Below are 12169 nucleotides of genomic sequence, written 5' to 3'. Positions count from 1 at the left end.
ATTTCCCGCCGTTCTTCAGGCTGTAGGAACAGTACAATCCGGAATCGTCCACGCCTTGCTGGCCCACCATGTCGATTCGAGTAGCGTGCCTGTGCGGGAAAGTTGCCATTGAGTTGCAAGGACAGCCGGTAGCGCGCGCCAACTGCCACTGCGCATCCTGCAGGGATTTCTACGGAGTACCCATGTTCTCTGCAACGGCATGGGAGCCCGCCTCTGTTCAGATGAAGGCCTCTGACGTGAGGAGCTTCAGCCATCCCGAAAAGCAACTGAAGAAGACCTTCTGTGCCGTTTGCGGCGAGGTTGTGTTCGGCACCAATCGGCTCGGCATGCATGTAGTTCCCAATGCCATGCTCCACCGCATCAGCGGTGAGGGCTCTCATTCCAGCTGGGCTCCCACCATGCACCTGTTCTACCGCCAGCGGGTGGTGGATGTTGTGGATGATCTGCCCAAGTACCTCGACGGCTGGGATGGCCCTCTCTACTCACCGGAATGACTGAGCAAGTGCAGAACTGACTGACTCAGCCGACGCGCTTCGCCAGGAGGCCCACAATTGCAGTGGTTCGGGGCAGGGCAGGGACGAGGGAACGACCTTCCGCATTAGTGCGCCAGCGGCGACGAAACAATCATTCTGGGTTCGTCCTCAATGAATCGTTGGGCCTGGCCCTCACCATGAGGACATACGGACCCTCCGGACCATCGGCCTCACTACACACGCGCCATCCCTGAGACTGATAGAACCGCTTGGCAGGATCATTGGCTTTCAGGCATTTCAGCGTTGGTGCGGCGGAAAAAAACTTGTCGCAGCCCGCCAGCAGCATTCTTCCCACGCCGCATCGCTGATAGTGCGGATGAACAAATAGGTTATGCAAGAAGCTGTCGTCCTGCCATACGGACGCAAAACCGATGGGGGTGCACGAATGCTCTGCCACCAGAATCCGCTCGCCTGCAGTGCTCACATCAAAGTCTTCAAGCTTGTGGGCACCAACGGCAGCCCACGAGAAAGCGGCATCGCGGGATGCGACAAACAGCTTGCGAAGGGCCTCTCGATCGGCCTCGACAAACTCGCGAACGATGACCTGCCCTTCATTAACGTGACGCATCACGGGCAACGATCTCGCGGCGAAAGAACCCAGCCACCATCTGCAGCCATCTGCCTGTAGGGCTTTCCGGCGAAGCACTGGACAGCGCCGCTAGGGATGTCGCCACATCGAGAGCCCGGCAGGTTCTCCCAGCCACCTTCAATTCGACGGAAGAACATTCCATTGATACAGCGCAGATCCTGCGCCTTCTGAGTCGGCCGCACCTGCTGACGCTCAGGAGGAGCCGATGACGCCGATCTGACAGCCGTTGGCGACTCAGTCCTCACAGCAGACGGCTGCTCAGCGGCCTCGATGGATCGCCGCACACCTTCAAAACGCTCACTCCAGGCACTGTTGGTGCGGCCGAGCGTAAGTACGCCGATGGTTGTAAGACTCACCAGAGTCAAAAACCCGGTGATCAGCCATGGGAAATTCCAACGCTTCCGCTCAATCGGCGGAAGGTACTCAGGCCGTTCGCGCTCCATACGCCCCCCCAATCACGTCCAGATTGCATTGTACTGGGGTGTAGGGCAGTCGCCCGCACAGTTGTGCCTTACACGCGCTGACACGATCTCTGTCCACGACTCATCTAGACCACAATGGACGCCTCGGCGTCGGGGCCGAGATCATGCGCGTCCAGGCGTCGCTCTCGGCGAATTCTGAGCGCTTCGACCAGATGGATGACGCTGGATTTCGTCGAATCAGAAACCGGCCCAAGGGGCGGCTAGGTCGATTCGATCATGGGGCTCGATCTTGCCCGTGCTGCGATCTCATCCTTGTCGGAGGAGCCAACAAGGAAGAGAAGAAGGGCCAAGCAAGGGCCGGAATCACTGCCAGGCGAAGCCCAAGGGCCGGATCAGACTAGCCACATAATTTCGCATTCAGCGGCGCAGCGTTTGGGAGTAACCAAGGAATGATCTACTGGTATACGGGCCAGCCTGGACACGGCAAAACACTTCACGCCATCGATCACGCCATCGACTATCGCAATGCGGGTCGTTTGGTCTACGTCTGCAACGTGCGTGGCTTCAAGCATGATGAAGCGCGCATGCTTGAAATGACGCCTGAGCAGTTCTGCGACTGGCCGAACTTCCTCCCTGATGGCGCTGTCTGCGTGGTCGATGAGGCGTATGATCACGGAATGCTGCCTAAACGGCGTCCGGGCTCCACGGTTCCGCACCATGTTGAGCAACGGGCTAAGCATCGCCATCGCGGCTTGGACTTCATTTTCGTAAGCCAGTCGACCGACCGGCAATGCGACGACTTCGTGCAGGATTTGATCGAACGCCATGTTCACGTGCGCCGCTGATTCGGACTGCCCTATGCCCATCTGTGAACATTCGATCGATACGAAAAGAATCCGGAGAAGGTCACGCCGCTGGTGCTCAAGCGGGTCAAGCTGCCCAAGCGTCCGATGGGGCCCTATGAGTCCACCGTCATGGACACCAGCGAGAAGTCGATCCCCTGGTATTGCCCCACTGCGATCCTTCTGCTTGTCGGCGTCATGCTTGGCGGTTGGTACACGGTTTCGCGCGTCAACAAGCAGCTCAATGGAGAGCTTGAGCATCAGAAGCTAGACCGCAAAGCGCAGCAAGCGGCGGAGAACGGAGCGGGAGCGACGGTCGCAGCCGCGCAGCAAGCGTCCCCCGCTGCGATCACGCGCAATAACGACTATCTGGCGTGGGTCACGCCGCGCGTGCAGGGCCAGCCTTGGACGGCACCGGCTTACGATGCCTTGTCTATTCCGACCAATCAGCCGCCGCGCGTGTACTGCATGGCATCCGGGGATGGCCTGGACGCAAATGGCGAGCATCAGATCGGCCGATGCAGCTGCAAAACGGAGCAGGGCACCACGTACGCCATGGATCATGAGCAATGCCGCGTGATCGCGCTCAACGGGCAGTACGAGCCATTCCTAGACACCAATCAGGCGGAGGCGAGGCGTATGAACGACTACCAGCAGTCTGCGCACTATCAGGAAGAGTCCCGAAGGGTCCGCAGCGAAGCGGGTGGGGCGGTCATGCAGCACGTCGAGCGGGCATCAGGTACGTTCCCCGAGTCAAAGGCGCACGGAACTAGCACGTTCCTGACCACGGCCACTGCACCGAACCTCCTATGACTAGCGGCGCACGTGAACTGTTGAAGTGGCTGGCCGTGATCCTGATGACCGGGGATCACGTCGCCAAGGTGATCTATGGCGGCTATATGCCAGGTCTCAGCGAAGCGGGGCGGGTGGCCTTCCCATTGTTCGCACTGGTTATGGCCTACAACCTCGCCCAGCCCGGTGCCGATGTGGTCAAGTCCGTTCGTAGGCTTGCCATGTGGGGCGCAATCGCGCAGCCGGTGCATGCGCTAGCCTTCGGCTACTGGTTGCCGCTCAACATCCTGCTGACGTTCGCGCTATGTGCGGCGGCGGTGTATGCGGCCAGCCAGCGCAGATGGATTGTCCTGGCATTCGCCGCGGTGGTGCTGCCGGCATTCGTTGATTACCAGTGGTCGGGCGTAGCCTTTGTGCTGCTGGCGTGGGTCGGGTTCCGCACCGACCGGCCGCTACTGATGCTGGCCGGCTGGCAGCTGCCACGGGGCCGGCGGGCCTTCTACGGCTACTACGTACTGCACCTGGCCTGCATTTCGGCCGGAGGATCGCTTGGCATATGGCGAACCTAGAACGAAGCCAGTTAAGCTCCTAGCAGCGAGATCAGTCGGATCTGAACTGCCAAGGGGGGCGCAATGTTTGACGACATAGTTAAGGGGATCAGGGAGTACGTATCTGACAGATTCATGAGCCCTTTAGGGGCTTCGCTCACGGTGTCATGGTGCCTCTGGAACTACAAGGCACTGCTGATAGTGCTGTCAGGCGAATCCGCGATTCGAAAAATACACTTGCTACATCTGGTCTATCAAGACAACGCCTACTCCGCAGTCCATCTGGCGGCTGGCCCATTGGCTACGGCAGCATTCTACATTCTTGCCTTCCCGTATCCGTCCAATTGGGTCTATAGCTATTCGCTAAGACGCCGCAAGGAGGCGCTTGATCTGAAGCGTGAGATTGACAACCAGACCGTCCTTACGCATGAGGAGTCGCGCGCTCTTCGAGCGCAGTTCGAAGAAATGGACCTCGAGCACAGGTCTGCGACGCTAAGGCTCAATAGTCGCATCGATACACTGAAGGAGCAGCTTAAGCAAGCCATCGATGAAAGAGACGGCGCTCTCAAAAAGTTGAACGACGTGCACGTCACGGCCGCTGATCCGGTGATGGACGAGGAGCATGGCGGAGTTCAAGAGATTGTTCTAAGCAAGCTTCAATGGCGCGCGATAGACGTACTTGGTCGTAGCGGCAATCAGGTTTCGATCTCAACATTGGCGGGCCCTCTTGAACTGGGTGCGGCGGCGGTTGGGCTTTTGCTCCGAGACCTGGAGGAGATGGGCCTCGTCTACCTCGAATATGACTATCAAACTGATGCTCCAGAATTTGCCGGGTTGACAGACGTCGGGCTTAGGCTGTTTATGAGCAACATCTAATCATCTATGTGCCAGGTCTCAGCGAGGCGGGGCGGGTGGCCTTCCCATTGTTCGCACTGGTGATGGCCTACAACTGGCCGCTATTGCGGCTCTATGGGCATGAGCCGGACTGTTCCCAGCCGTTTTCAACTCTGCGAAGGCGCGCGCCACCGACGCATCGCTCATCGTTCTTCAAGGGGACCGGCGCTGTCATCCGCGCTTGGTTGAGCGCCTCAATTCTGCGTTGTTCCTCGATGCGCTTGTTGTTCGCTTCATACCGCCGATTGCTTTCGTCGGTCATCTTTGTCGTTTCGTCCATCCAGTTTTGGATGGCAGCAGCCTTGGTCTGTTCCTGCTGCTGCATTGCGGCGCTGCCGCCTACTGCCAGCAGCCCGCAGGTTGCCAGTAGACATGCTGTACCCCCGAGGAAAACGCCCAGAGCAACTTTCCAGATCAAACCGTTCGAACTTGCCATCTATGGCCCCCAAGTTGTCCTGGGCGCAGTCTAGCCGGGGTGTAGGGGCGACGCCCATACGTAGACGCCTCACACGCGTTGGCGGCGTTTCGGCCCCGGTACCGGCAGGACTGCTGCGGGTGATTCGGCGTCGGGCCCAGCCATCGCCAACGCCGAACGCTCTTTGCGACGGCTAACCACATCGCGCAGATTGACGACAGTGGCAGGATGATGGCGAATGCCAGGGTCGCGATTGCGAGCATTTCTGGAACTGTCGATCGACGGTGCCGAACGTGCGGCTTCCATCATCCGTCGCCATTCCTGCGCTTGGCAGGCGGTGAGCGACAGCCAAGCCAGGTCTTCTGGCTGCAGTTCGCGGCCTTCAGGGGTGATCAGACGATCACCGAGGAAAGAAAAACCGGCCCAAGGGCCGGTCAAGTCGATACGGTGGTGCGGGTCGAACTCAATCATGCCGCGATCTCATCCTTGGCCGGGTGTCTGCCGCACCGAAAACGCCCGGCCTCTAACGCATTGATTTTAGAAGATATGGATGGGGTGAGCTTAGCCTCTTCCTGGCAGCTTCCGTCCACCAAAGATGCCCGATATTTCCGGAAGTCCACCAAAGATGCCCGATATTCCCGGAAGTTCACCAAAGACGCCCGGCATTTCCAGAAGTACATAAATAACGCCCAACAGTTCCGGAAGCCCATAAAACACGCCCACGACTGCCGGGGGTTCATTAGAATTGCCAATTAGCCCACGCGGCGGCAAAGCCTCCCCTTGTGTTGCGTACTCGCATGAAGGCTACTGCCGTTCGCAGTCCGGCACGAGACAGTGCCGTTGCCCCAATGATGGCAAAAATTGCTAAGAACTGCCTGCCTTAGGATTTCTGCTGGATTCTAGCTGTTTTTCGAGGTGTCACCCAGGCGACCCGGACTTCTCTCAAGGAACGGGCGGAACCCTGAAGCTCGATGACCGGATACCCACCTGAAGGCAGTACATCCTTCGGATTCAGCTTGAACACCCTTGCAAGCGTCAACGCCAAGCCTTCCTCATAAGCGGTTGCCAGAACCCACACAAGCGCGTCGACCAAGGCGGATCTTCCCTTAATGCTGTCCAATACCGAAGCGACGATTACGGAAGGGGACCTATCCGGCTTGTCGTTCGCGATACCAAAGGCCGCAGCGGCCAGCTCCAGCGCTGTGCCGCACGCTAACGTTACCATCGGGTCGACAACCGAGAGATTGAGCCAAGTCGCGCCGCTGGCAGAAACACCATAGGGAGCTAGGAACGACTCGTGCCGCTCTACCTCAGTGGGTCCTTGGGTGTCGTAGTGCGTTGAGCGGAAGCTCAGGACAGATAGGCCTTCAAGTCCGACCCTGGCGCATGCCGCTGCAGTGGCCCGCGTCAAAGCATCGTAGGCCATCAATGGGAGCGGAGCGCACATGAGGCCCGAGTTGCCGCCAATCATTGCCCAGCCCCAGAACGCCCCTGGCTCCGGATCGTCAGCGGATGGCTGGAAAGCCTCATACCTTACGTGAGCATTGCCATCGTCCTGGTGGACGGGCGGCATAGGAGTCGTTCTATCAATCAGGCGCGCCAGAGCTGAAGGCCAGCTTTGCGCATCACTGGGGAAGTGAATCACTCGGCCTGCCCGCTGGCGTGATGCCCAATGAAGGTAGTCATCCACCCACTGCGACACTTCACGAGCGGGAAATTGCCTGACGTCCAGTAGCGCTGTGTGGGCGTCGATTGGCTGAAATCCACAAGTACAAGTCCCGAGACCACCGGAGTGGTCAAAACTGGTGCCCAGCGTCCTTCCGCATGCCTCGCAGTGGCTGATGAGCTTCTCGCCATGCCAAGGGCACGCAGAGATGGAAGGAAGGAGAAATAGTGAACAATGGTAGCCGTGAAGTGCGCATGCGGGGCACCGCATATATGGAAGCTCACTACCCGCGAGAAGTCGAAGTGATTGAACTGGAAGCCACGCGGCCGGATTCCATAGATTCTTCGTTGTGACGTCACGGACTTCGATGGCTGACGCAAAAGTATCCTGCACCCGGCCCGGCAGAAGCAAAGGGCGGAGCATGGAGCGCCCAGTCTTACGCCTCACCCCCATGATCATGAGTTGCTCACTTGTTGGCATGCCCAGTGCAACGATCCGCTGCAGCACGCCGTAGCCCGATATGTATGGATAGAACTCATGCTCTGCGCCGACAATCCGAGGCGTAGAAGGATTTACGGCGCGAGAGCTATTCATTGCTTCCCCCTACCTGGTTTGCCGTATTCTGTATCTTCTCAATGATGGCGATTGCCTTGTCGGACATCTTCTCGCGCATGCGAATGAACTCGGTTCGCAGGTACCCGACATGCACAAGCGCAGCACGGACGTCAGATGGAGTGAAGCGTTCGAAACTCTGCTGAAACCAAGCGTTCGTTAGCAGATTCCGCACGGTCGATGTGAAGGAGCACATCGGCCAGCCACTATGTTCGGGAAGTCCCACCTCCCTCCGGAGGGCGGACACAGCATCGCAAATCATCTCCGTTTCAGATTCCAGCCGCCATCCGCGATCAAATGCGTCGGTGGCGAAGTATCTAGAAAATGGCATGTCCTCTGTCGGCCACCATGCTGCGCCGTCGTAGCGCGACAGGGCATGCCTGACCTCATCTCGCGCCGCAAGAGGAAGAAATGGGGCTGAGTCCAGAAACCACCGGCGAACAACATGTGACGGATGGTGCTGCCACATGTCGCCAAGCTCGATGCCCTGCTGGTCACTTTGGTACACAAAGACCAAAAAGAGAGTAAGCCTGTCCTTGCTCATCAAGTTATCAAGATCTTCTAAGCACTGAAACTCAAGATTGGTGAGCCGTTGAGCACTGTCGATGAACAATACGTACCTGCGTACGTCGGCGTGCCCACACGCGGCGCGCATGTGATTGTGTATTCGTGCCCTCAGCTCGTGAGGCCTGGCCGATGACCAGCGCGGCATTCCCAGTTGATGTGAAAGCGCGTGCCAGAAGCTCAGCGGGCTCCTGCATGCATCTGAGGTTGCGACGATTGCCCTGGCCACACCTGCGCGGCGTCCGTCCTCCACGAGCCAGCGCCAGTCGGTTTCGACTAGATAGTCTTGCGCCGTGGATTTGCCAACCCCGCTCTCGGAGTAAAGAGAGCACCCATGATGACCCTGCTGAATGTTGTACAGAACGAAATCCGCCATGCGTTCGACAGGCTTCGTGTTGATACGGTAGCCAGACTCAATGAAAAGTGGATGGTCGGGGTCAAGGCGACGGACGGCCATGATGGCCTCCGCAAGGTCCGATCTAGTCATCAAGATTCACCTTGCCTCCCCGGGGGACTCTTACCGGGATGTGAGCTGGCTGGGACCGAATGTCGGGCAGACGGCCGAAGTGCAACTGCTGCAAGCGCGCAAGTTGGTCGACTGCGGGTTGGGACGTGTCTGCAGTAGATCGAAGATGCGCTATGAAGGCTTCAATTGCACACTCCACGCCAGCGATTGAGAAATCACTGCGCTGTTTGGACCAACGACAGATGATCCTTCGCGTCCTCTCGTCATGCGGCGCGCGCGACCAAGGCGCTCGCGCGGTAGCCACTCCGAATGGCACGGTGGCACTTTGAAGTAGCACGATTGAACGAAGATCGCGCCTATTCACGCGCGCAAGAATCCTGGTGCCAATCAGTCCCCATTTATCGTTAAGGGAAGGGGATCGGTAGTCCGCATACAAGTAGGTGACATGGGGCAACTCCCCATTATCCTTGTTGCCTTTTACGGGCAGGCTTACGATTGTCGAAGCCATATCTGCAGCATCCAGGCCACAGGTTTCCGGCGCAAACGCAAACGCTGACTCTTTGCGATTCGTGAGATACGCTAGCGGCGTCATCTGTCCGAGTGCGGAGTGAGGCGTCGCGTTGTAGTTGGCTATGATGACGTCCAGGAGCTCCTCGAGAAGGTGCATCTGGATGGGATGGGCATCCGGAGAGAAGTTGCTGATCCTGATCTTGTTTTCCCCCAGCCGTTTGGCGGGCTCAAAACCGCCGGGGATCTTACGCAGCGCACCACGTTCCAAGCGCGAGAAGAATTGCTCTACAATGGGTCGTGAGCGCGGTGTGTGCGACTTTCCGAAGATCATCACACCTCCCCGAGCCCTGCAGAATGCTGCTTCGAGTGCATGGGCCGAGTGCGCAAGGAAGTTGTCCAGTGCGACAGCGGCCGAGCGCGTGACTATCGGCGTTGCTGCCTGATAGACGGGCATTCCAGCGCCAGGTGCGTAGAAGAGGTCCGGGATCGTCAGGTCCCTGGGAGCCCAGGGTTCCATTGACTTGGACAAGCAGAGCGCTACATCAAGATTGTCATAGCTCTGGCCGACACAGAGAAGCCATCCCGTTACCGCCCTGGATTCAGTCTCTATTTCGATGAGAAGCCATAGCCGTGACACTTTGCGCGTAACACGCGCGCCATTGGGCATATCGATGGAGATCTTGCATTCAACATCGATTTGGTGCGCGTCAAACTCCGTTCTGGCGAACAGGCCCATCCGTACTGCTTGCTCCAAAGCGACAGGAGCGTTCGATGCCGATTGAGGTTCATAAAGGTCCACGTCGGCTACTGCCGACTGCCGCCGCTTGAGCAAAGCAAGCAGCGAGCGCTTCCCCTTGCCAGGATCGTTCAGGGGGAATTTGTCCTCCAGGTTGTGCTGCTTCAGCTCCGCAAGGACTCGTTGGTGCAATTTTACGAACGCGCTTGGAGGGCGGCCCGGCGGCAGATGGGTTGCAAAGCCATCGATCAAGGCTTTAACACTCGGCACAGCTTCGGAGACTTTGTGCCACGCAAATCTTCCTGGAACCAGCGGCAATTCCGCGGGTTCGAAGGAAAGCTCAGTCGAGTAACTGCCCCATGGAATGCATACGCGAAATCCGTGCGGCATGCCATCGTGGGCTATCGTGGGCGCTTTCATTGCCATGCGCTTCAGGCGTTTGTGGCAGATTCCATATCTCCGGGATATAGCGGTGATGGTGGAACGGCCCAGAAGCAAGGCGGTGAGTGCTTCCTTGGCCACGCGGAACTTGGAGAGATGATCTGGTGCAATATCAACCGGATGTGGGGAGTACCACTCGTCGAGTGTCGCCTGATCATAGATTTCGTACCTAGCCATGACGCACCTCCACGAGGGCATCCGGATCCCCTGGGCGATAGTCCACGAGTTGTACGCGGCCGGTGTAGACGAGGCTTGCCACTGCGCAAGCCACTGCGAACCGGGCCTGGCCCGTCTGCAGTTGTAATGCGCTCATGGTGAGGCGCTCAACGTTCTGGAGCATGTCCTCAATCCTCACTTCCAACTGCCTGGCCCCCGCGATCTTTGCATTGGCCCAGACAAGCGGAAGTAGTTCGTAGGCAACAGCGACCTCGCTGGCGCGAGATGCCAGAGAGTTTTCGTGGACAAGTCGCAATACGAGCCCTTGATTCAAGGCCATGTGGATGAGCTCGTCATCTGCGGGAAGCTTGACTAAGCCAACGCTCAGTGAAGCCACCCGTTTTGTAGGGATTACAAACTGGTAGTGCTGGGTGCCATCCCTCCGCCCGACCCAGAAGCTCAACTCAAGGTCGCGCTTCTCGCCTACCGTGATTCGACGCGGCCTCTCAACATACATCTCCACCTGGGGGTCAAATTCGAGCATCAGCGCCTGGCAAAAGTTGACCAGGTCGGCCACCGTTACGGTCCGCCCATTCTTCGGGGACTGAAATACAAAGATTTCGCGGCGGTCGCGCTTGCCGCGTGCTAGCTCGAGAGGGGAATGGGGCAGATGCCCCTCACGGCGGTCTTCGTCCGTCGGTTTGGCGGTCGCGCTTTTTCCTGCGGTCATCATCCTGCTCCTCAGCCGTCGGCTTGCGAACGTCTGCCCGGTCTCGAGATTGGAACAAGGTGCCCATTCAGGTTCGCCTCCGCCATATGAGATGGGGAGGAAATGGGCGCACCCCTCCGCGCGAACGGGAAGTCGCTTGACTTTGTCAAGGAAAAGGGTGAGCCTCAGGGTACAGGCTGAGTTTCACCACCATCTGCTCCAACAGATGTCACTTGCCCCCGCGCCAACGGGGGCAAGTCATTTCCAGGGTTCGGAGATGTTAGTTTCCGGCTCTTGGTACTCTCCTCGGCGCTCGGCGAGCGCATCTTCGGGGACGTCTTGAGTCTGTTCTTGAAACGCTACAAGCCCGGCCCCTTGAGTTTGGGTTGTGGGGCGTCATTCCTGGTTGGGCTTCAGAGCAGCCGCTTCATCTTGCGGGGTGCCAGATACTGCCGGCGGACTGATTGCGGCCCTCAGCCCAACCATCCAGTCGGCGATGTCCATCGCAAAGGCAAATTTGCCGCGGCGGCCGGGCACTTTGAATATCTTCACGGGCAAGGTTCCGCGTGCCTCTGCTTGGCGGAGCGCGTGGCTGGAGCGATAGCCAAGAGCTCGCGGCAAGTTTTCATAGCCGATGAGAGGCCCGAAATGAAAGGTCAATTCTCTTTCGATCTCACGGCGTTCCGGGGCCAGGATTGATTCGTTGGTCCGCTCCGTCATGGCGTGGTCACACCCCGTCGCTTGTGTCCTCCTGATTCTGCCCCTCTAATACGGATGGTGGAAGGAGTAACAAACTCGCGTTTCGTTACCCATCAAAGGTGAATGGGGAGGGGCACGGCCATGGCGCTCAAAGAGATACCCTTTTACGGCGAGGCGCGACTTGCCCGCATGCGTGCAAGCACGAGCATACTTCCCGCCAACCGAGCCGTGCCGTACTGCCTGCGATCACTCAGTGTCGGATTGTGGTTTGAATGCTTGCGAAGCCGAATGGGCCTATCCAGCGCATACGCGCTCGGACAGTCGATATCCCCGGAGCGTCCCGGCTGCCACTCCAATGTGTGGGTGAAATATGCCCATGCGGAACACGTCCCGTCCCAGGCGACGCAGGCAGCAGCCGAGGCGCGCTATCCCGGCTCCCGCATGGTTCTATGTTCACCGGTCTGGGCCGCTCTGAATGTCCACGAGGCACTTGGCGGTTGTGGAGAATCAATACTCATGTCGCTCAGTGCACCTGTGCAACTGGAAGTGTTCAGCGGAGCGAGCTTGCGAGCCGG

General features: G+C 58.4%; 13 protein-coding genes. 5 read left to right on the top strand and 8 right to left on the bottom strand.

The window, feature by feature from the left end:
• The first annotated feature begins 68 nt into the window (after positions 1-68).
• Positions 69-494: a GFA family protein gene (locus tag D5301_RS08540; protein ID WP_153855350.1), complete on the top strand. Its 426-nt coding sequence runs from the start codon at positions 69-71 to the stop codon at positions 492-494.
• Between the two features lie 130 nt (positions 495-624).
• Here the strand turns inward: D5301_RS08540 and D5301_RS08535 are convergent, their stop codons facing one another.
• Positions 625-1101 carry a GNAT family N-acetyltransferase gene (locus tag D5301_RS08535; RefSeq protein WP_153855349.1) on the bottom strand — a complete coding sequence of 159 codons (477 nt, stop codon included), beginning with the start codon at positions 1099-1101 and terminating at the stop codon, positions 625-627.
• Between the two features lie 892 nt (positions 1102-1993).
• On the opposite strand from D5301_RS08535, the gene D5301_RS24215 reads away from it, so the two are divergent.
• From D5301_RS24215 to D5301_RS08520, 4 genes are all read left to right on the top strand, one after another.
• Positions 1994-2389: a zonular occludens toxin domain-containing protein gene (locus D5301_RS24215; protein ID WP_228756360.1), complete on the top strand. Its 396-nt coding sequence runs from the start codon at positions 1994-1996 to the stop codon at positions 2387-2389.
• Positions 2390-2461: 72 nt separating this feature from the next.
• Entirely contained in the window at positions 2462-3199 is a 738-nt protein-coding gene (locus tag D5301_RS24210) for a hypothetical protein (RefSeq protein WP_228756359.1), read from the top strand.
• A complete protein-coding gene (locus D5301_RS08525) occupies positions 3196-3747 on the top strand; it encodes a TraX family protein (protein ID WP_153855348.1) in 552 nt (183 codons plus the stop codon). The genes D5301_RS24210 and D5301_RS08525 overlap by 4 nt, the downstream gene beginning before the upstream one ends.
• Before the next feature lie 63 nt (positions 3748-3810).
• A complete protein-coding gene (locus D5301_RS08520) occupies positions 3811-4602 on the top strand; it encodes a hypothetical protein (protein WP_153855347.1) in 792 nt (263 codons plus the stop codon).
• Between the two features lie 91 nt (positions 4603-4693).
• On the opposite strand, the gene D5301_RS08515 is transcribed toward D5301_RS08520, so the two are convergent.
• From D5301_RS08515 to D5301_RS08485, 7 genes are all read right to left on the bottom strand, one after another.
• Positions 4694-5056 (bottom strand): hypothetical protein, encoded by a 363-nt coding sequence (locus D5301_RS08515; RefSeq protein WP_153855346.1) that lies wholly within the window; start codon positions 5054-5056, stop codon positions 4694-4696.
• A gap of 69 nt (positions 5057-5125) precedes the next feature.
• Complete coding sequence (locus D5301_RS08510; protein ID WP_153855345.1) at positions 5126-5506, bottom strand: DUF3653 domain-containing protein; 381 nt, start codon at positions 5504-5506, stop codon at positions 5126-5128.
• Between the two features lie 409 nt (positions 5507-5915).
• Positions 5916-6461 carry a hypothetical protein gene (locus tag D5301_RS08505; RefSeq protein ID WP_126412179.1) on the bottom strand — a complete coding sequence of 182 codons (546 nt, stop codon included), beginning with the start codon at positions 6459-6461 and terminating at the stop codon, positions 5916-5918.
• 826 nt (positions 6462-7287) lie between these two features.
• On the bottom strand, positions 7288-8334 hold the full coding sequence (locus tag D5301_RS08500) for an ATP-binding protein (RefSeq protein ID WP_072167141.1): 1047 nt from the start codon (positions 8332-8334) through the stop codon (positions 7288-7290).
• 22 nt (positions 8335-8356) lie between these two features.
• Positions 8357-10207, bottom strand: a complete 1851-nt coding sequence (locus D5301_RS08495; protein WP_024956856.1) for a hypothetical protein — start codon at positions 10205-10207, stop codon at positions 8357-8359.
• A complete protein-coding gene (locus D5301_RS08490; protein ID WP_049401583.1) occupies positions 10200-10916 on the bottom strand; it encodes a hypothetical protein in 717 nt (238 codons plus the stop codon). Before D5301_RS08490 ends, D5301_RS08495 begins: the two co-directional genes overlap by 8 nt.
• Positions 10917-11291: 375 nt before the next feature.
• Positions 11292-11615, bottom strand: a complete 324-nt coding sequence (locus tag D5301_RS08485; RefSeq protein ID WP_024956858.1) for a hypothetical protein — start codon at positions 11613-11615, stop codon at positions 11292-11294.
• Between the last annotated feature and the right edge of the window lie 554 nt (positions 11616-12169).

Source organism: Stenotrophomonas sp. MH181796 (assembly GCF_009659995.1).
Classification (GTDB): domain Bacteria; phylum Pseudomonadota; class Gammaproteobacteria; order Xanthomonadales; family Xanthomonadaceae; genus Stenotrophomonas; species Stenotrophomonas riyadhensis.
Note: the sequence above shows the minus strand (reverse complement) of the source record. Positions and strands in the feature narration are given on the sequence as shown.